The sequence below is a fragment of the Burkholderia sp. Ac-20392 genome, assembly GCF_017104585.1.
In the GTDB taxonomy this organism is placed as follows: Bacteria; Pseudomonadota; Gammaproteobacteria; order Burkholderiales; family Burkholderiaceae; genus Burkholderia; species Burkholderia lata.
The window spans coordinates 1-19,403 of record NZ_JAAGPB010000016.1 but is presented as its reverse complement, the minus strand read 5'-3'; the positions used below and the strand labels follow the sequence as shown (position 1 = coordinate 19,403).

Sequence of the window (19,403 nt, the reverse complement as noted above, 5' to 3'; positions counted from 1 at the left end):
ATTCATCGGAGAAGGTACTTGGCTAACAGCCCGAGTCTTGCAAAACCCGGTCGAAGCACGGCGAAATTCGGCGATCTGCGCCGGCGAGCAATGTTCTTGCTCCTGGCGCTGATCGTCTATCGCATCGGCGCGCACATTCCCGTGCCGGGCATCGATCCGGATCAACTGGCAAAGCTGTTCCAGAGCCAGGCGGGCGGCATCCTGGGCATGTTCAACATGTTCTCGGGTGGCGCGCTTTCCCGCTTCACGATCTTCGCGCTGGGGATCATGCCGTACATCTCGGCGTCGATCATCATGCAGTTGTTGGCGATCGTCTCGCCGCAGCTCGAGGCGCTGAAGAAGGAAGGGCAGGCAGGGCAACGGAAGATCACGCAGTACACGCGGTATTTCACCGTGGTGCTCGCGACCTTCCAGGCGTTCGGTATCGCGGCTGCGCTGGAAAACCAGCCGGGCCTCGTTACTGACCCCGGCATGCTGTTCCGTCTGACGACGGTCGTGACGCTGGTTACGGGCACGATGTTCCTGATGTGGCTCGGCGAGCAAATTACCGAGCGTGGTCTGGGCAACGGTATCTCGATCATCATCTTCGGCGGGATCGCAGCAGGGTTCCCGAATGCCGTCGGTGGGTTGTTCGAGCTGGTGCGTACGGGTTCGATGAGCATCATTTCGGCGATCATCATCGTCGTCCTGATTGCCGCGGTGACTTACCTGGTCGTGTTCATCGAACGCGGTCAGCGCAAGATCCTCGTGAACTACGCGAAGCGCCAGGTCGGCAACAAGATCTACGGTGGGCAGTCGTCGCATCTGCCGCTGAAGTTGAACATGTCGGGTGTGATTCCGCCGATCTTCGCATCGTCGATCATTCTGTTCCCGGCAACGATTCTCGGCTGGTTCAGTACCGGTCAGCCGACGGGAAGCTGGATTTCCAATACGTTGCATAACGTTGCGGAAGCGCTGAAGCCGGGCCAGCCGGTCTATGTGCTGCTGTACACGCTGGCGATCGTGTTTTTCTGCTTCTTCTACACCGCACTGGTGTTCAACAGCAGGGAAACCGCAGACAACCTGAAGAAGAGCGGCGCGTTTGTTCCGGGCATCCGTCCGGGCGATCAGACCGCACGATATATCGACCGCATCCTCACGCGTCTGACGCTGGCCGGTGCGATCTACATCGTCTTCGTGTGTCTGCTGCCGGAGTTTCTGGTGCTGCGCTGGAACGTGCCGTTTTATTTTGGTGGAACGTCGCTGCTGATCATTGTCGTCGTCACGATGGACTTTATGGCGCAGGTGCAGTCGTACGTTATGTCGCAACAGTATGAGTCACTGCTCAAGAAGGCGAACTTCAAGGGCGGCAACATCCCGATGCGTTAAGGACTATGGCCAAAGACGATGTAATCCAGATGCAGGGTGAGGTGATCGAAAACCTCCCGAATGCGACCTTCCGTGTGAAGCTGGAAAACGGCCATGTCGTGTTGGGGCATATTTCCGGAAAGATGCGGATGCACTACATCCGCATCCTGCCGGGCGACAAGGTGACGGTTGAGTTGACGCCTTACGATCTGTCTCGTGCGCGGATCGTGTTCCGGGCGAAGTGATTTGAAAAAAGGGTATTATCATGAAAGTGATGGCATCGGTTAAGCGCATTTGCCGCAATTGCAAGATCATCAAGCGCAAAGGCGTCGTTCGCGTGATCTGCAGCTCGGATCCGCGCCACAAGCAGCGCCAAGGCTGACCGCGCGTTTGTTTGCGCTTTTTGTTTGAGGAAAAACAATGGCTCGTATCGCAGGGGTTAACATCCCGAATCACCAGCACACCGAGATCGGCCTGACGGCAATCTTTGGTGTCGGCCGCACCCGTTCGCGCAGCATCTGCGTGGCAGCTGGCGTCGATTTTTCGAAGAAGGTCAAGGACTTGACCGACGCAGACTTGGAAAAGCTGCGTGAAGAAGTGGGCAAGTTTGTCGTTGAAGGCGATCTGCGCCGTGAAGTGACGATGAACATCAAGCGCCTGATGGACCTCGGTTGCTACCGTGGTGTTCGTCATCGCAAGGGCCTGCCGATGCGCGGTCAGCGTACGCGTACGAACGCACGTACTCGCAAGGGTCCGCGTCGTGCAGCGCAAGCGCTGAAGAAGTAAGCGGAACTGACAGTTACAGGAAAACGTAATGGCTAAGGCTTCGAACACCGCGGCGCAACGCGTTCGCAAGAAGGTTAAGAAGAACGTCGCTGAAGGCGTGGTTCACGTTCACGCGTCGTTCAACAACACGATCATCACGATCACCGATCGCCAAGGCAATGCACTGGCATGGGCGACGTCGGGCGGTCAGGGCTTCAAGGGCTCGCGCAAATCGACGCCGTTCGCTGCCCAGGTCGCAGCCGAGTCGGCTGGCCGCGTCGCGATGGAATACGGCGTGAAGAATCTGGAAGTGCGGATCAAGGGCCCGGGCCCGGGTCGTGAGTCGGCAGTGCGCGCACTGCACGGCCTCGGCATCAAGATCACCGCGATTTCGGACGTCACCCCGATTCCGCACAACGGCTGCCGTCCGCCGAAGCGTCGTCGTATCTAAAGGTGTGCTGGCACGTTCGTGCTAGCACATTGCCTGTCGCCGCTCAGCGTCGACGGGCGTTGCTTTTTTGATTGACTAAGCCCACCGTTCGCCCCAAAGGGCGCGAACTAGCGCGGATTCAGATCTGCGTGACTGATTGATAGAGGAATGCAAAGTGGCACGTTATATCGGCCCGAAGGCCAAGCTGTCCCGCCGTGAAGGCACCGACCTGTTCCTGAAGAGCGCGCGTCGCTCGCTCGCCGACAAGTGCAAGCTCGACAGCAAGCCGGGTCAGCACGGCCGTACCTCGGGCGCACGTACGTCCGACTACGGTACGCAGCTGCGCGAAAAGCAGAAGGTCAAGCGCATTTACGGCGTGCTGGAGCGTCAGTTCCGCCGTTACTTCGCTGAAGCCGACCGCCGCAAGGGCAACACGGGTGAAAACCTGCTGCAACTGCTCGAGTCGCGCCTCGACAACGTCGTGTATCGCATGGGCTTCGGCTCGACCCGCGCTGAAGCGCGTCAGCTGGTGAGCCACAAGTCGATCACGGTGAACGGCGTCGTCGCGAACGTCCCGTCGCAGCAAGTGAAGGCAGGTGACATCGTCGCGATCCGCGAAAAGGCGAAGAAGCAGGCGCGTATCGTTGAAGCGCTGTCGCTGGCCGAGCAAGGCGGCATGCCGAGCTGGGTTGCAGTCGATGCGAAGAAGTTCGAAGGCACGTTCAAGCAAATGCCGGAACGCGTCGAAATCGCAGGCGACATCAACGAAAGCCTGATCGTCGAATTGTATTCGCGTTAATCCGATTGACGGCCGAGGTACCCCGATTGCGTTGCGCAAGGAGGGGCCTCGGCTGTTTATTTTCTGGTTGTTACCGGTCAGCCTTATCGGTGTAACGAGCCGAGGGTATTGAAAAGGAAAGCCCATGCAAACCAGTTTGCTGAAACCCAAGATCATCGCCGTGGAATCGCTGGGCGAGAACCACGCGAGGGTGGTCATGGAACCGTTCGAACGCGGTTACGGCCATACCTTGGGCAATGCGCTGCGTCGCGTGCTGCTGTCGTCGATGGTTGGCTACGCGCCGACCGAAGTGACGATCGCGGGCGTGGTGCACGAGTACTCGACGCTGGATGGCGTGCAGGAAGACGTCGTCAACCTGCTGCTGAACCTGAAGGGCGTGGTGTTCAAGCTGCATAACCGTGACGAAGTGACGGTTACGCTGCGCAAGGAAGGTGAAGGCGTTGTCACGGCCGGCGATATCGAGCTGGCTCACGACTGCGAAGTCATCAACCCGAATCACGTGATTGCGCACCTGTCGAAGGGTGGCAAGCTCGACGTTCAGATCAAGATCGAAAAGGGTCGCGGCTATGTGCCCGGCAACGTCCGTCGCTACGGCGAAGACACGGCCAAGATCATCGGCCGCATCGTCCTCGACGCATCGTTCTCGCCGGTTCGCCGCGTGAGCTACGCTGTCGAAAGCGCACGTGTCGAGCAGCGTACCGACCTCGACAAGCTCGTGATGAACATCGAGACGAGCGGTGTGATCACGCCGGAAGAAGCGATCCGTCAATCGGCCCGCATCCTGGTCGACCAGCTGTCCGTGTTCGCGGCACTGGAAGGCACGGAAACGGCAGCCGAAGCGCCGTCGCGTGCACCGCAGATCGATCCGATCCTGCTGCGTCCGGTGGACGATCTCGAGCTGACGGTTCGTTCGGCGAACTGCCTGAAGGCCGAGAACATCTACTACATCGGCGACCTGATCCAGCGCACGGAAAACGAGCTGCTGAAGACGCCGAACCTCGGTCGCAAGTCGCTCAACGAGATCAAGGAAGTGCTCGCTTCGCGCGGTCTCACGCTGGGCATGAAGCTCGAGAACTGGCCGCCGGCTGGTCTCGACAAGTAAGCCTGGTTGATGCTGTAGTTGGCAAAGATGCGGATTTTCCTTTAAAATCCGCATCTTGCTTTTTTCGCTACCGGCCCGTGCACCCATCGAGGTGCGATAGAAGAGCTGGATCAAAACTTTGAATCAAGGAAACTGAAATGCGCCATCGTCATGGTCTGCGGAAACTGAACCGCACGAGCAGCCACCGTCTGGCTATGCTCCGTAACATGTCCAACTCGCTGATCGAGCACGAAGTCATCAAGACGACGCTGCCGAAGGCGAAGGAACTCCGTAAAGTCGTCGAGCCGCTGATCACGCTCGGCAAGAAACCGTCGCTGGCAAACCGTCGCCTGGCGTTCAACCGCCTGCGCGATCGTGATTCGGTGGCGAAGCTGTTCGACGTGCTCGGTCCGCGTTTCGCGAACCGTCCGGGCGGCTACCTGCGCGTGCTGAAGTTCGGCTTCCGCGTGGGCGACAACGCACCGATGGCACTGGTCGAGCTGCTCGATCGTCCGGAAGTCGACGAAACGGAAAACGTGCAAGAAGCTGAGTAAGCTTCCGGTACGCAGCAGTATCTGAAAGGGGCCGAGCAATAGCTTGGCCCTTTTTGTTTTTCCGGCGCCGGCTGCGATCGATTGTCGCAGGGCGGTGCCGGCAGCGTTGCGCGGGCTGCGCTACGATACGGGGCAGCCGACGCGCTCCCCAGATGGGCAATCCGCGTCGGCAGGAGCCGATAGACCAGCCAGGAGGGCGCGGATGATAGTGGTGCTGATGCTGACGACGGTGCCCGATGCCGAGACCGCCAAGGTGCTTTCAGACGGTGCGCTCGATGCCCGGCTTGCCGCGTGCGTGTCGGAGCTCGGTGCGATCAAGTCGCGCTATCACTGGCAGGGCAAGGTCGAAACGGCCGACGAGATCCAGTTGCTGTTCAAGACGAGCCCCGTGCGGGCGCTCGAACTGGAGCGATTTATTCTCGCGCATCATCCTTACGAGACGCCCGAAATCGTCTCGTGGCAGACGACGGCATCGGCCGCGTACGGCCAGTGGGTGACCAGCGAAACTCAACGTCTATTTCATGTTTAACGGTATGGCGCTTTCCGTGCGCGTGCGCGCGCTGCGGTTTCTCGCAGTCCTGATGTCGTTCATGCTCGTGCTGGGCGGCCTGTCGGTCGCGCGCGCGGCCGACGATTTCCTCGATCCGTCGGTTGCGTTCAAGTTCAGTGCGAGCGAATCGCCGGGACAGGTGGACGTCCGCTTCAAGGTCGCCAACGGCTACTACCTGTACCGCGAGCGGTTCGCGTTCGCGGTGAAGAGCGGGCAGGCGACGCTCGGCGATCCGCAATTCCCGGCCGGCCACGTGAAGTTCGACCAGACGTTCCAGAAGAACGTCGAGACCTACCGTGACGAAGTCGTCGTGCACGTGCCCGTCAAGCAGGCGTCGGGACCGTTCGAGCTCGCAGTGACATCGCAGGGGTGTGCGGACGAAGGCATCTGCTATCCACCGGCCGAGCACGTCGTGAAGGTCGACGGCGCCGCGCTGGGCGCAGCGTCGTCGTCCGGCGATACGGCCGCCGGGGGCAACTGGTTCGACAAGGTCACGAGCGCCGATTTCGCGCAGTCGCTGCTCGAAGGGCACGGCTTCTTCACGATCGTCGCCCTGTATTTCGTCGCGGGTGTCGTGCTGAGCCTGCTGCCATGCTCGTACCCGATGATCCCGATCGTGTCGGCGATCATCATCGGCCAGGGCACGCGTGCGACGCATGCGCGTGGCTTCGCGTTGTCGCTGACGTACGTGGTCGGCATGGCGCTGGTCTACACGGTGCTCGGCATCGCCGCGGCGCTGGTCGGCCAGAGTCTCGGCGCGTGGCTGCAGAACCCGTGGGTGCTCGGCGCGTTCGGCGTGCTGCTGACTGCGTTCGCCGTCTCGCTGATCTCGGGCAAGGACATCGCGCTGCCCGCGCGCTTGCAGAACGGTGCAGCGGAAGCATCGAGCGCGCGTCAGGGTGGCCATTTCATCGCGGTCGCGGCGATGGGCGCGCTGTCCGCGCTGGTCGTCGGCGCATGCATGACGGCGCCGCTGTTCGCGGTGCTCGCCTTCATCGCGCACACGGGCAATGCGTTGCTCGGCGGTGCCGCGCTGTTCGCAATGGGGCTGGGGCTGGGCGTGCCGTTGCTGGTCGTCGGTGTCGGCGCCGGGACGGTGCTGCCGCGCGCCGGTGCATGGATGGACGGCGTGAAGGTGTTCTTCGGCATCGTGCTGCTCGCAGCCGCCCTGTGGATCGTGTGGCCGGTGCTGGCCGGGGGCCTGAGGATGGTGCTCGCTGCGTTGTGGCTGCTGATCGCGGCCGCGGCGCTCGGGCTGTTCACGCCGAATGCCGGTGCCACGTCTATCTGGCGTCGTCTTGGCCGTGGTGTCGGCGCTGCGCTCGCGATCTGGGCGGCGACGCTGCTCGTCGGCCTGGCCGCGGGATCGACCGATCCGGTCAAGCCGCTGGCGGTGCTGGCGGCACGCACGGTTGCGTCGGGCGGCGCTGCGACGGCAGGTGCGGCCGCAACGCAGGACGGGCCTGCGTTCGCGTCGGTGCGCTCGAGTGTCGAACTCGACACGCTGCTGAAGACGTCCGGCCAGCCCGTGATGCTCGACTTCTACGCCGACTGGTGCGTGAGCTGCAAGGAGATGGAGCATCTGACGTTTACCGACGCACGTGTGCAGGCGCGGCTCGCGCAGCTTCACCTCGTGCGCGCCGACGTCACCGCGAACAACCCGGACGACCAGGCGCTGCTGAAGCGTTTCAACCTGTTCGGGCCGCCGGGCATCATCTTCTTCGATCGCAACGGCAACGAGATCGGGCGCGTGGTCGGCTATCAGGCCGCTGAGACGTTCCTGCGCAGCCTCGACCGGGCTGCGGTCCCGACGGTATGACCATGCCGCTCGGGTGCGCGCCGGTGGCGAACCGGCGTGCTTGCGTGGCATGAATTGACGATCGGCAACGCATAAGTCCGCGATCGGCGGCAAACAAAAAACGGCGGGACACCGAAGTGTCCCGCCGTTTTTCATTCCGCCTGCCGGCGGGAAATCAGCGTTGTGCTTTCAGCAGACGCGCGGCGTCGAGTGCGAAGTACGTGAGCACGCCATCGGCGCCCGCACGCTTGAACGCGAGCAGCGATTCGAGCACGACCTTGTCGTGGTCGAGCCAGCCGTTCATCGCGGCGGCCTTCAGCATCGCGTATTCCCCGCTCACCTGGTACACGTAGGTCGGGAAGCGGAACTCGTCCTTCACCCGGCGCACGATGTCGAGGTACGGCATGCCGGGCTTGACCATCACCATGTCGGCGCCTTCGTCGATGTCCAGGCGCACTTCGCGCAGCGCTTCGTCGCTGTTCGCCGGATCCATCTGGTAGGTCATCTTGTTGCCCTTGCCCAGGTTGGATGCCGAGCCGACCGCGTCGCGGAACGGGCCATAGAACGCCGACGCGAACTTGGCCGAATAGGCCATGATTCGCGTGTGGATATGGCCGTCGCTTTCCAGCATTTCGCGGATCGCGCCGATGCGGCCGTCCATCATGTCCGACGGGGCGACGATGTCGACGCCGGCTTCCGCCTGCGCGCGCGCCTGGTCGATCAGGATCTCGATCGTGTCGTCGTTGATCACATAGCCGTTTTCGTCGAGGACGCCGTCCTGGCCGTGGCTCGTGTACGGATCGAGTGCGACGTCGGTCAGCACGCCGAGTTCGGGGAAGCGCTTCTTCAGCTCGCGCACCGCGCGCGGGATCAGGCCTTCCGGATTGGCTGCCTCGCGGCCGTCAGGCGTTTTCACCGACGGATCAATGGCCGGGAACAGCGACAGCACGGGCACGCCGAGTTCGACGCACTGCTCGGCGACCTGCATCAGCAGATCGACGGACACGCGTTCGACGCCGGGCATCGACGGCACCGGCTGCCGTTCGTTGGTGCCTTCGACGACGAACACCGGATAGATCAGGTCGTCGGTGGTCAGGCGGTTTTCGCGCATCAGGCGGCGGGAGAAGTCGTCGCGGCGCATCCGGCGCGGACGATGAAGCGGATGGAAGCTCATGGCGATTGGGTAGAAATCGGGGCAGTAAGACCTTACGGAACCCTTAGGTCATTTTCGGGAGCGTTGGTATATGATAGCGATCGAGCGGCACGCGTCGCGTGCAGCTCCCCGCTTCTCCTCCCTGAGCGGGTGCCTGTCGTTTTTCGATTAGGCTGTTTGACCCGCCGTTCAACGGCGGGTTTTTTTATGAGCCGGCCGAAACCGCAGGCGCCGTCAGGTGCGCGCCGCCGAGCCCGGCCGCGCGTTGCCCGATCATTGTGCTACAGGCTCGCTTTTTTCGTCGGCGACGGACGGCCGCACCCAGCTTTCGATCAATTCGTGCGCCTCGTCGAGCCCAACGCGCTTCATCGCCGAGAACAGCTGAACCGTCAGCTTGCCCTGGACGCCCTGGTCACGATACGCATCGAGACCCTTTTGCGCGGTCCGCAGCGCGTTGATGCTTTCCTGCCGCGTCAATTTGTCGCACTTCGTCAGCAGCGTGTGGATCGGCTTGCCGGTCGGCACGAACCACTCGATCATGCGGCGATCGAGGTCGGTCAGCGGGCGGCGCGAATCCATCATCAGGATCAGGCCGCAAAGCTGCGAACGGGTCGCGAGGTAGGACGACAGCAGCATTTCCCAGTGGGCCTTGGCGGCACCGGGCACTTCCGCGTAGCCGTAGCCGGGCAGGTCGACGAGATTCGCGACGGGCTCGTCGGCCGGGCCGACGGAGAAGTAGTTGATATGCTGCGTGCGGCCAGGCGTCTTCGACGCGAAGGCGAGCCGCTTCTGGTTGCACAGCACGTTGATCGCCGTCGACTTGCCGGCATTCGAGCGGCCCGCGAACGCGATTTCCGGCTGGACCGTCGGCGGCAGGTCGCGCAGATGGTTGACGGTCGTGTAGAAGCGGGCTTGATGGAGCAGAAAGGCCATGGGAACCGGAAGGACGGGCGGCGCGAGCCGCTTGGTGGAGGCGGGGTAGCCCCGATAGGCGCGGGAGCTTTCAACACGATATTGTACAATACGGCGGTTTTACCGAAGGCTACCGGGCGCCTGCCTCGCGCTTTTATGTAGCTTCTGCGGTAGACTGAACGCCGTCGTTTTTTGCAGAACCTCAAATTCCCACAAGACGAAACAGGGTGTGCGAATGAATCGACTGTGCAAGTCTCTGATGGTGCTTCAGGTTGCAGCAGGGTTCGTAGGTTTCGTAGCGGAGGCAAACGCGGCGGATGCGGCAAAGCCGGATCTCGACCGTGGCAAGGCAATTGCCGGGCAGGTTTGTGCGTCGTGTCACGGCGCCGACGGCAATAGCGCGTCGGGCAGTTTCCCGAAGCTTGCCGGCCAGCATCCCGAATATCTGGTCAAGCAGTTGAACGACTTCAAGACGCAGCCGGGCGCGAAGGGGCCGGTGCGGACCAATGCGGTGATGGTCGGATTCGCGAGCGCGTTGAGCGCGGACGACATGCGCAACGTCGCCGCGTACTACGGGTCGCAGACGACGAAGCTCGGCACCGCGCGCGATGCGGCAACCGTGCCGGTCGGCCAGAAGATCTATCGCGGCGGCATCGCGGAGAAGGGCGTACCCGCCTGCGCGAGTTGCCACGGGCCGACAGGGCAAGGGATTCCGGTCCAGTACCCGCGTCTGTCGGGGCAATGGGCCGATTACACGGTCGCGCAGTTGACCGCGTTCCAGCAGGGTGCCGGCGCGCGCAACAACAACGAGGCGATGCATCAGATCGCGACGCGGCTGTCGGACAACGAGATCAAGGCCGTCGCGGATTACATCGCGGGCCTGCGTTGAGCGGTCAGCCGCGAATGGAATGACCGGGCGCCCGAAGGGCGGCCGGAGTCAGAACAAGAAAAGGGTGGGGCGCCGCATCGTTGCGGTTGCCTCGCCCTTCTTTTTTGTCGGCACGCGCCGGGCCTGGCCAGGATGGAGAGGCTTGCGCGAGATGGGGGGCTGCGCCCCCCAAGCGAACACAGTAAGCGAGGGGCTGTTTCCCCTAAGTCGGAGTTTGAATGAGCGTTACCACGTCGGGGTTGCAGTCGAAGTCGGGTCAGGGTGCGTCGAAGCGCGCGGTCGAGCTGCTGAGCTCGATGCGCTTCGCAATCGCGCTGCTGGTGGTGCTGTCGATCGCGAGCATCATCGGCACGGTCCTGACCCAGGACGATCCGTATCCGAACTACGTGAACCAGTTCGGGCCGTTCTGGGCGGACATCTTCCGCTCGCTCGGCCTGTACAACGTGTACAGCGCGTGGTGGTTCATGCTGATCCTGATCTTCCTCGTCATCTCGATCTCGCTGTGCGTGATCCGCAACGCGCCGAAGATGCTCGCCGATGCGAAGAGCTGGAAGGACAAGGTTCGCGAAGGCAGCCTGCGCGCGTTCCACCACAAGGCCGAATACACGGCTTCCGGCACGCGCGCGACGGTCGCGGCGACGCTTGCCACGTTCGTCACCAAGGCCGGCTACAAGCACATCGTGCGTGAGAACGACGGCGCGACGCTGATCTCCGCGAAGCGCGGCGCGATGACCAAGTGGGGCTACATCTCCGCGCACATCGCGATCGTCGTGATCTGTATCGGCGGCCTGCTCGACAGCAACCTGCCGATCAAATTCCAGATGTGGATGTTCGGCAAGAGCCCGGTCAACACGAGCGCGACGATCAGCGAGATCTCGCCCGACCATCGCCTGTCCGCGTCGAATCCGACGTTCCGCGGCTACGCGTGGGTGCCCGAGGGGCAGTTCGTGTCGACCGCGATCCTGAACCAGCCGAGCGGCTCGCTGATCCAGGACCTGCCGTTCTCGATCCAGCTCAACAAGTTCATCGTCGACTACTACACGACGGGCATGCCGAAGCTGTTCGCGAGCGACATCGTCGTGATCGATCGCGAGACGGGCCAGAAGATCCCGGCGCGCGTCGAGGTCAACAAGCCGTTCACGTACAAGGGCGTGTCGATCTACCAGTCGAGCTTCCAGGACGGCGGTTCGCAGATGCAGATGACGGCCTACCCGATGACGGGCGGCAACGCGAAGACCTTCCCCGTGAAGGGAACGATCGGCAGTTCGGCGCCGCTGCAGATGCCGGGCAACGACGGCGACACGATCGAGTTTTCCGATTTCCGCGCGATCAACGTCGAGAACATGGCTGACGCGAACGGCAAGCCGGACGTGCGCGGTGTCGCGACGACGAACTCGCTGAAGGAAGTGTTCGACGAACGCCTCGGCTCCGGCGCGAAGACGTCGAAGCCGACACAGCTCCACAATATCGGCCCGTCCGTGCAGTACAAGATCCGCGGCAAGGACGGCCAGGCGCGCGAATTCAACAACTACATGCTGCCCGTCGACATGAACGGCGAGCGTGTGTTCCTCGCCGGCGTGCGTGCGAGCCCGAACGACCCGTTCCGCTACATGCGGATTCCGGCCGACAGCCAGGATTCGATCGGCGAATGGATGCACCTGCGTGCCGCGCTCGAGGATCCGTCCGCGCGCGCCGAAGCCGCCGCGCGCTTCGCGCAGCGTTCGCTGCCGGGCACCGACGCATCGCTGCGCAGCCGCCTGCAGGACAGTGCATTGAAGGTGCTGACCCTTTTTGCAGCGAGCGACGACAGCGTCGGCCGTGGCGCCGATGGCCAGCCGATCGGCGGCTTCCAGGCCGTCGCGACGTTCATCGACCGCTCGGTGCCCAAGGCCGAGCAGGAGAAGGCCGCGAGCCTGCTGCTGCGCATGCTCGAAGGCTCGATGTGGGAGGTCTGGCAGATCGCGCGCGAGCGTGCGGGCGAGCCGGCGGCGCAGCAGGGCACCGACACGATCCGTTTCGTGCAGAACGCCATCAATGCGCTATCTGACAGCTTTTTGTATGGATCGCCGGTCTATTTGCAGCTTGACTCATTCAAGCAGGTGCAAGCTTCGGTATTTCAGTTGACGCGCGCACCCGGCAAGAATCTGGTGTATCTTGGCAGCCTGCTGCTGGTCGCCGGCATCTTCTCGATGTTCTACGTGCGCGAGCGGCGCCTCTGGTTCTGGCTGAAGGACGCCGGTTCGGGCGTCGATGTGGTGATGGCAATGTCCACGGCCCGCAAGACCTTCGATTTCGAGAAAGAATTCGTGCAGACGCGCGACGCGGCCGGTGCCGCCTTGCACGCCTCACCTCGCGACGCCGCGCCGGCCGGTGCGGCATCGACGGCCCGTCCGCCTGCCGGCGGCGGTTCCGATTCCGAGAATTCCACCCGGTAACATCATGGATCTCACGCAAGTTTCCTCTTCCCATCGGGCGTCGGCCCAGGCTCCAGTTGTGGCGCCGCTGTTCGACGACCGTCCGTTCCTCGCGCGCCTGTCGTTGCTCGACTGGCTGTTCGCACTGGCGCTCGTGGTGGGCGCGGGCTATGCGCTCGTGCACTACAACGCGCACATGGATTACTACGACAAGGCAGTGATGATCGGCACCGTGCCGGCGCTCGTCACGCTCGGCTGGCGCTGGAAGCCCGCGCGGCTGATGATGGCGTCGATCGCCGTGCTGGCGCTGCTGTCGATCCAGATCTACCAGGGCGATCTCGCGCGCGCCGATTCGGCGTTCTTCCTCAAGTACTTCCTGTCGAGCCAGTCCGCGATCCTGTGGATGAGCGCGCTGTTCGTGCTCGCGACGATCTTCTACTGGATCGGTTTGCTCGCGCGCTCGGAGTCGGGCTCCGCGATCGGCCAGAAGCTCACGTGGGTCGCCGTGCTGATGGGCTTCACCGGCCTGATGGTGCGCTGGTACGAGTCCTACCTGATCGGTGCGGACGTCGGGCACATCCCGGTGTCGAACCTGTATGAAGTGTTCGTGCTGTTCAGCCTGATCACCGCGCTGCTCTATCTGTATTACGAAGGCCACTACGGCACGCGTGCGCTCGGTGCGTTCGTGCTGCTGGTGATCAGCGCGGCCGTCGGCTTCCTGATGTGGTACTCGGTCGCGCGCGATGCGCAGCAGATCCAGCCGCTCGTGCCGGCGCTGCAGAGCTGGTGGATGAAGATTCACGTGCCGGCGAACTTCATCGGCTACGGCAGCTTCGCGCTGTCGGCGATGGTGTCGGTCGCCTACCTGATGAAGGAGCGCGGCGTGCTCGCGGATCGCCTGCCGACGCTCGAAGTGCTCGACGACGTGATGTACAAGTCGATCGCGGTCGGTTTCGCGTTCTTCACGATCGCGACGATCCTCGGCGCGCTGTGGGCCGCCGAAGCATGGGGCGGCTACTGGAGCTGGGACCCGAAGGAAACCTGGGCGCTGATCGTGTGGCTCAACTACGCGGCGTGGCTGCACATGCGCCTGATGAAGGGCCTGCGTGGCACGGTGGCCGCATGGTGGGCGCTCACGGGCCTGCTCGTGACGACCTTTGCGTTCCTCGGCGTCAACATGTTCCTGTCCGGGCTGCACAGCTACGGCAAGCTGTAAGATTTCCGCTGTTCGTCCGACTATGAGACCGCCGGTGCACTGCGTGCCCGGCGGTTTTCTTTTGTAACGGGCGGGCGGTCCGGGCGTCGAACGGCGCAAGACGGGTCGGGTCGAACGCTCATGAAGCTGCGCGCGGCGCATGCAGGAGGAGCAGCACGATGTGGATCAAACGCCCTTTGCGGAACGTACTGACCGGCGGCGATATCGCGCCCGGCGAAATCACGCCGCGTGCGGTCTTCGAGAACCGGCGGCGCGTATTGCAGGCGGCCGGCCTCGCGGCGGCGGGCGGGTTGCTCGGCGGTAGCGGCGCAGCATTCGCCGCCTATGCGTCGCCCGACGCGCGGGCCGCGAAGCTCGCGGCGAAGACGAATCCGAAGTTCGTCGCGGCCGACAAGGTGACGCCGTTCAAGGACATTACCTCCTACAACAATTTCTACGAATTCGGCACCGACAAGAGCGACCCCGCGCAGAACGCCGGCACGCTGCGGCCGCGCCCGTGGCGCGTGAGCGTCGAGGGCGAGGTGCTGCATCCGAAGGTGTTCGATCTCGACGAACTGCTGAAGCTGGCGCCGCTCGAGGAGCGCGTGTACCGGCTGCGCTGCGTCGAGGGATGGTCGATGGTGATCCCGTGGATCGGCGTGCCGCTGTCCGAGCTGATCAAGCGCGTGCAGCCGACCGGCAACGCGAAGTACGTGCAGTTCATCACGCTGGCCGATCCGTCGCAGATGCCGGGCCTCTCGACGCCGGTGCTCGACTGGCCGTACTCGGAAGGCCTGCGGATGGACGAGGCGATGAATCCGCTGACACTTCTGACGATGGGCGTCTACGGGCAGGTGCTGCCGAACCAGAACGGCGCACCGGTGCGGATCGTCGTGCCGTGGAAGTACGGCTTCAAGAGCGCGAAGTCGCTCGTGAAGATCCGCTTCGTCGACAGGCAGCCGAAGACGAGCTGGAACACGTACGCGTCGAACGAGTACGGCTTTTATTCGAACGTGAACCCGAACGTCGATCATCCGCGCTGGAGCCAGGCGACCGAGCGGCGCATCGGTGAGGACGGCTTTTTCACGCCGAAGCGCAAGACGCTGATGTTCAACGGCTACGGCGATCTCGTCGCGTCGATGTATCAGGGCATGGACCTGAAGAAGAATTTCTGAGGGCGACGGTGAGAAACGATATGCCCTCTTCGACGCTGACTCCGGCGCGCACAGCCGGCGCCGGCCAAGGCGCTGCACGTGCCGCACGGGGCGGCACGGTCCGTCCCGCTGCGCCGCGCTGGCTCGCGCCGGCCAAGGTGCTGGTTTTCGCGGCCGGCCTTTATCCGCTCGCCCGTCTCGTGCTGTTCGGGTTGACCGACCGGCTCGGCGCGAATCCGATCGAGTTCATCACGCGCTCGACGGGCCTCTGGACGCTCGTGCTGCTGTGCGTGACGCTTGCCGTCACGCCGCTTCGGCGCATGACCGGTTTCGCCACGCTGCTGCGCTTTCGCCGGATGATCGGGCTGTTCGCGTTCTTCTACGCGACGCTGCACTTCACGACCTACCTGTGGTTCGACAAGTGGTTCGACGTCGTCGCGATCCTGAAGGACGTCGGCAAGCGCCCGTTCATCACGGTCGGTTTCGCCGCGTTCGTGCTGCTGATTCCGCTCGCGGCAACGTCACCGCGCGCGATGGTGCGCCGGCTCGGGCGTCACTGGGCGACGCTGCACAGCGCGATCTATGCGATCGCGCTGTTCGGCGTGCTGCACTTCTGGTGGATGAGAGCCGGCAAGCACAATCTCGCGCAGCCGAAGGTGTATGCGGCAATCGTGGCCGTGCTACTCGGCTGGCGGCTCATTGCATGGGGATGGCGGCGCGTGCGCGCGTGACGGCGCAGCCTGAAAAACAAAAGGCGATGACCGGGAAGTCATCGCCTTGTTTCGTGAGCCGTGCAGGCGGTGCGTCGTTACTTCGCGACAGCCGGGCTCGACGCCGGTGCGGGCGTGGTCGATGCCCCGCTCGACGACAATTCGGGTGACAGCGTGAGCGGCGTGCCGGACGAATCGGGCACACTGTCGGACGACGCGTTTTCATCGGTCGGCTTCACGTCCGACGGCGGCGTGTCCTGCTGCTGGAGTGGCTTGGGCATCGGAGGCACGGTGGGCAGATAGAGCGCGCCGCTTTGACCGCAGCCGGCAAGAATCGCCAAAGCCGCTACAATCGCGCTCATCCGGAAAACGACTCGCATGATCGTCCCTGAACAATTGAACCGATAGAGTTTAGCATGTCCGATACCGAATACCTGACCCGTGCCGAGGCCGTGCTGGCGGCCGTCGAGCGTACCGTCGACGACGCCAACGACGGCGATCACGACATCGATCTGGAGCGCAACGGCAGCGTCCTGACGCTGACGTTCGAGAACGGCTCGAAGATCATCGTCAACCTGCAGCCGCCGATGAAGGAAGTGTGGATCGCCGCGAAAGCGGGCGGCTTCCACTACCGTTTCATCGACGGCGAATGGCGCGATACGCGCACGGGCACCGAGTTTTTCTCGGCGCTCACTGAATACGCGACGCAGCAGGCCGGCCTGCCGATCACGTTCAGCGCGCCGTAACCGCCCAGGCCGAAGCCGGGGCCGCGCTCCGACGCGTCGTGCCAAAGAAAAAGCGCCCCGCGGGGCGCTTTTTTCATGGCCGGGCCGGTGGTCAGTGCGCGAACAGGTTCATGATGTCCTGCTTTTCCTGCTCGTCGACATGCGGCACGGTTGCGTCGACGTTCTGCGCGGCCGGTGCTTGCGGTACGCCAACCGTCGACACGAAGCCGTGGCCCGGCGCGAACTCGGTGAAGTACAGCTCGCCGCCGAGCGATTCGACGCCGTCCGGCACCGTCGGCTTGAACTCGGGCACGCCCTTCAGCGCGGCGCCCATGTACTCGATCCAGACCGGCAGCGACAGGCCGCCACCGGTTTCGCGATCGCCGAGGCTGCGCGGGTTGTCGTAGCCGATCCACGCGATCGCGGCGAGCGTGTGCTGGTAGCCGGCGAACCACGCGTCGTGCGAGTCGTTCGTCGTGCCGGTCTTGCCCGCGAGGTCGGTGCGCTTCAGCACGTTGGTCCGCGCGCCCGTGCCGCGCTGCGCGACGCTCTGCAGCAGGCTGTTCATCACGTACGCGTTGCGCGCGTCGATCGCACGCGGCGCGTTCTGCTCGGCAACGAGCGGCTGCGCGCGCACGACGATCGCGCCGTTCGGATCGGTGACTTCGGCGATCAGGTACGGATTGACGCGGTAGCCGCCGTTCGCGAAGACCGAGTACGCGCCCGCCATCTGCAGCGGCGTGACCTGGCCCGCGCCGAGTGCCATCGGCAGGTAGGCCGGATGGCGTTCGGCGTCGAAACCGAAGCGCGTGATGTACTGCTGCGCGTACTTCGTGCCGATGTGGTTCAGGATCCGGATCGACACGAGGTTGCGCGAGCGCTGCAGCGCGGTGCGCATCGACATCGGGCCTTCGAAGCCGCCGCCGTAGTTCTTCGGCTCCCACGGCTGGCCGCCCGTTTCGGCGGCGCTGAAATACAGCGGGCCGTCGTTGATCACGGTTGCCGGCCCGAGGCCCTTGTCGAGCGACGCCGAATAGATGAACGGCTTGAACGACGAACCCGGCTGCCGCCACGCCTGCGTGACGTGGTTGAACTTGTTCTTGTTGTAGTCGAAGCCGCCGACGAGCGAGCGGATCGCGCCGTCCTGCGGGACGATCGACAGGAACGCCCCCTCGACCTGCGGCAACTGCGTGATCGACCATTTGCCGGCGTCGCTCTTCACGACGCGGACGATCGCGCCCGGGCGGATGCGGCGATTCGGCTGCGCGTTGGCCGACAGCGCGCCCGACGCGAAGCGCAGGTTGTCGCCTTCGATCGTCGCATTGCTGCCGTCGATGAACGCAACCGTGATCTGGCGCGCGCTGGCGGCCGTGACGACCGCGGCAATCAGTTCGCCGTTGTCGGGGTGTTCGAGCAGCGCATCGTCGATCGCCTGTTCGCGGTCGTCGGCACCGGCCGGCAGCTCGATGAAGCCTTCCGGCCCCCGATAGCCGTGCCGGCGTTCGTAATCCATGATGCCCTTGCGCAGCGCGGTGTACGCGACCTGCTGGTCCGCGGAGTCGATCGTCGTGACGACGTTGAAGCCGCGCGTGTAGGTTTCCTCACGGTACTGTGCGTACATCATTTGTCGGACCATTTCCGCGACGTACTCGGCGTGCACGCTGAAATCGCGGCCCGGACCCTTGACGACGAGCGGCTGTGCGACGGCCTCGTCGTATTGCTCGCGCGAGATGAAGTTCAGCTCGAGCATCCGTTGCAGGATGTATTCCTGGCGCACCTTCGCGCGCTTCGGGTTCACGACCGGGTTGTACGCGGACGGCGCCTTCGGCAGCCCCGCGAGCATCGCTGCTTCCGCGAGCGTGATGTCCTTCAGGTCCTTGCCGAAGTAGACCCGCGCGGCGCTCGCGAAGCCGTACGCGCGCTGGCCGAGATAGATCTGATTCATGTAGACCTCGAGAATCTGATCCTTCGTCAGCGCACGCTCGATCCGGTACGCGAGCAGCATCTCGTAGATCTTGCGCGTGTAGGTCTTCTCGCTCGACAGGAAGAAGTTGCGCGCGACCTGCATCGTGATCGTGCTCGCACCCTGCGACGCGTGGCCGTTTGTCAGCGCGACGAAGCCGGCGCGGACGATGCCGGTAAGGTCGACGCCGCCGTGATCGTAGAAGCGCGCGTCCTCGATCGCGAGGATCGCCTTCTTCAGCGAGTCGGGGACGTCCTTGAAATGGACGACGTCGCGGCGCTCTTCGCCGAATTCACCGATCAGCACGTGATCGGACGTATAGATGCGCAGCGGCACCTTCGGCCGATAGTCGGTGAGCGCGTCGAGCGACGGCATGTTCGGCCACGCAACGACGAGCGCGTAGCCGAGCACGAGGCCGCCGGCCACGACGAGCGCCACGCACATCGTGGCGAATCCGAGCAGGACTTTTTGCCACCAGGGCCGCTTCTTCGGCTCCGGGGCGGGAGGCGGGGACGTAGGAGTCGTGGATTGCATAGGCATACCGGAAAACAGTCCCGCGATTATAGCTGCCCGGTAAGACCGGTCCTGACGCGGGGGCTACCCGCCGCGAAGCCGCGGGTTTGCGTCTTTCCAGCATAGCCCGCGCGCGCCCGTCGCGAGCGGGTGCTGGCCATTAGGCTGACTGTCGGCCATACGCTCCGCTTTGCAGAATCAGGTCTCGAAACGCGGCGTGGGCCGCGACGATTTCGGGAGGCTGGGATGGCGGGACGATGGAGAGCGCGGTTTGCGCAGGGCGGGAACCGGTCGACGGGAATCGACGTCGGTGCGGACGAGGTGAGGATGGTCGTGCTGAGCCGGCGCGGCCGCGGTGCGGAGGTATGCGTCGAAGGGCTCGAGCGGGAGCCGGTCGGGTTGGCGGGCGGGCCGGAAGATGCGCGCTGGGCGGCGGTCGCGCGAGCGCTGG

At 63.8% G+C, this 19,403-nt stretch carries 20 protein-coding genes and 1 pseudogene; 17 read left to right on the top strand and 4 right to left on the bottom strand.

The window, feature by feature from the left end; translation table 11 throughout:
* Window positions 1-18: 18 nt before the first annotated feature.
* The 10 genes from secY (at window position 19) to dsbD (ending at window position 7,345) form a co-directional block, all read left to right on the top strand.
* Complete coding sequence (secY, locus tag G3N99_RS04215; protein WP_006482915.1) at window positions 19-1,368, top strand: preprotein translocase subunit SecY; 1,350 nt, start codon at window positions 19-21, stop codon at window positions 1,366-1,368.
* Between the two features lie 5 nt (window positions 1,369-1,373).
* Entirely contained in the window at window positions 1,374-1,592 is a 219-nt protein-coding gene (infA, locus tag G3N99_RS04210) for a translation initiation factor IF-1 (RefSeq protein ID WP_004521905.1), read from the top strand.
* Between the two features lie 20 nt (window positions 1,593-1,612).
* Window positions 1,613-1,729, top strand: coding sequence for a 50S ribosomal protein L36 (gene rpmJ, locus G3N99_RS04205; RefSeq protein WP_004199844.1), 117 nt, complete (start codon window positions 1,613-1,615; stop codon window positions 1,727-1,729).
* 38 nt (window positions 1,730-1,767) lie between these two features.
* On the top strand, window positions 1,768-2,133 hold the full coding sequence (rpsM, locus tag G3N99_RS04200) for a 30S ribosomal protein S13 (RefSeq protein WP_006477178.1): 366 nt from the start codon (window positions 1,768-1,770) through the stop codon (window positions 2,131-2,133).
* A 28-nt stretch (window positions 2,134-2,161) separates the two neighbouring features.
* Complete coding sequence (gene rpsK / locus G3N99_RS04195; protein ID WP_004197937.1) at window positions 2,162-2,563, top strand: 30S ribosomal protein S11; 402 nt, start codon at window positions 2,162-2,164, stop codon at window positions 2,561-2,563.
* Between the two features lie 154 nt (window positions 2,564-2,717).
* Complete coding sequence (gene rpsD / locus G3N99_RS04190) at window positions 2,718-3,341, top strand: 30S ribosomal protein S4 (RefSeq protein ID WP_174939863.1); 624 nt, start codon at window positions 2,718-2,720, stop codon at window positions 3,339-3,341.
* Window positions 3,342-3,465: 124 nt separating this feature from the next.
* Complete coding sequence (gene rpoA / locus G3N99_RS04185; RefSeq protein ID WP_006477176.1) at window positions 3,466-4,443, top strand: DNA-directed RNA polymerase subunit alpha; 978 nt, start codon at window positions 3,466-3,468, stop codon at window positions 4,441-4,443.
* Window positions 4,444-4,580: 137 nt separating this feature from the next.
* Window positions 4,581-4,976 carry a 50S ribosomal protein L17 gene (rplQ, locus tag G3N99_RS04180; RefSeq protein ID WP_006477175.1) on the top strand — a complete coding sequence of 132 codons (396 nt, stop codon included), beginning with the start codon at window positions 4,581-4,583 and terminating at the stop codon, window positions 4,974-4,976.
* 202 nt (window positions 4,977-5,178) lie between these two features.
* Window positions 5,179-5,505, top strand: coding sequence for a divalent-cation tolerance protein CutA (gene cutA / locus G3N99_RS04175; RefSeq protein WP_011350680.1), 327 nt, complete (start codon window positions 5,179-5,181; stop codon window positions 5,503-5,505).
* Window positions 5,498-7,345 carry a protein-disulfide reductase DsbD gene (gene dsbD, locus G3N99_RS04170; protein ID WP_206121739.1) on the top strand — a complete coding sequence of 616 codons (1,848 nt, stop codon included), beginning with the start codon at window positions 5,498-5,500 and terminating at the stop codon, window positions 7,343-7,345. The genes cutA and dsbD overlap by 8 nt, the downstream gene beginning before the upstream one ends.
* 154 nt (window positions 7,346-7,499) lie before the next feature.
* On the opposite strand, the gene hemB is transcribed toward dsbD, so the two are convergent.
* Together hemB and yihA are read right to left on the bottom strand one after the other, a co-directional pair.
* The gene (hemB, locus tag G3N99_RS04165; RefSeq protein ID WP_174939857.1) at window positions 7,500-8,498 is read right to left on the bottom strand and encodes a porphobilinogen synthase; all 999 of its coding nucleotides are present in this window, start codon (window positions 8,496-8,498) and stop codon (window positions 7,500-7,502) included.
* A 252-nt stretch (window positions 8,499-8,750) separates the two neighbouring features.
* Complete coding sequence (gene yihA, locus G3N99_RS04160) at window positions 8,751-9,410, bottom strand: ribosome biogenesis GTP-binding protein YihA/YsxC (RefSeq protein ID WP_011350683.1); 660 nt, start codon at window positions 9,408-9,410, stop codon at window positions 8,751-8,753.
* Between the two features lie 214 nt (window positions 9,411-9,624).
* Between yihA and G3N99_RS04155 the strand changes: the two genes are divergently transcribed.
* From G3N99_RS04155 to msrQ, 5 genes are all read left to right on the top strand, one after another.
* On the top strand, window positions 9,625-10,278 hold the full coding sequence (locus G3N99_RS04155; RefSeq protein ID WP_206121738.1) for a c-type cytochrome: 654 nt from the start codon (window positions 9,625-9,627) through the stop codon (window positions 10,276-10,278).
* Between the two features lie 218 nt (window positions 10,279-10,496).
* The gene (locus G3N99_RS04150; protein ID WP_174939853.1) at window positions 10,497-12,713 is read left to right on the top strand and encodes a cytochrome c biogenesis protein ResB; all 2,217 of its coding nucleotides are present in this window, start codon (window positions 10,497-10,499) and stop codon (window positions 12,711-12,713) included.
* Window positions 12,714-12,717: 4 nt separating this feature from the next.
* Window positions 12,718-13,908: a c-type cytochrome biogenesis protein CcsB gene (gene ccsB, locus G3N99_RS04145; RefSeq protein WP_206121737.1), complete on the top strand. Its 1,191-nt coding sequence runs from the start codon at window positions 12,718-12,720 to the stop codon at window positions 13,906-13,908.
* Between the two features lie 158 nt (window positions 13,909-14,066).
* Window positions 14,067-15,062, top strand: coding sequence for a protein-methionine-sulfoxide reductase catalytic subunit MsrP (gene msrP, locus G3N99_RS04140; RefSeq protein ID WP_206121736.1), 996 nt, complete (start codon window positions 14,067-14,069; stop codon window positions 15,060-15,062).
* A 20-nt stretch (window positions 15,063-15,082) separates the two neighbouring features.
* On the top strand, window positions 15,083-15,772 hold the full coding sequence (msrQ, locus tag G3N99_RS04135; protein ID WP_206121735.1) for a protein-methionine-sulfoxide reductase heme-binding subunit MsrQ: 690 nt from the start codon (window positions 15,083-15,085) through the stop codon (window positions 15,770-15,772).
* A gap of 77 nt (window positions 15,773-15,849) precedes the next feature.
* Here the strand turns inward: msrQ and G3N99_RS04130 are convergent, their stop codons facing one another.
* Window positions 15,850-16,131 carry a lipoprotein gene (locus G3N99_RS04130; RefSeq protein ID WP_206121734.1) on the bottom strand — a complete coding sequence of 94 codons (282 nt, stop codon included), beginning with the start codon at window positions 16,129-16,131 and terminating at the stop codon, window positions 15,850-15,852.
* A gap of 36 nt (window positions 16,132-16,167) precedes the next feature.
* On the opposite strand from G3N99_RS04130, the gene cyaY reads away from it, so the two are divergent.
* On the top strand, window positions 16,168-16,497 hold the full coding sequence (gene cyaY / locus G3N99_RS04125) for an iron donor protein CyaY (protein WP_039366759.1): 330 nt from the start codon (window positions 16,168-16,170) through the stop codon (window positions 16,495-16,497).
* Between the two features lie 91 nt (window positions 16,498-16,588).
* Here cyaY and G3N99_RS04120 read toward each other — a convergent pair whose 3' ends face one another.
* Window positions 16,589-18,979 carry a penicillin-binding protein 1A gene (locus G3N99_RS04120; RefSeq protein WP_174939845.1) on the bottom strand — a complete coding sequence of 797 codons (2,391 nt, stop codon included), beginning with the start codon at window positions 18,977-18,979 and terminating at the stop codon, window positions 16,589-16,591.
* A 219-nt stretch (window positions 18,980-19,198) separates the two neighbouring features.
* Here G3N99_RS04120 and G3N99_RS41760 point away from each other — a divergent pair.
* Window positions 19,199-19,403: pseudogene (locus G3N99_RS41760) on the top strand (competence protein ComA); the annotation flags it as partial.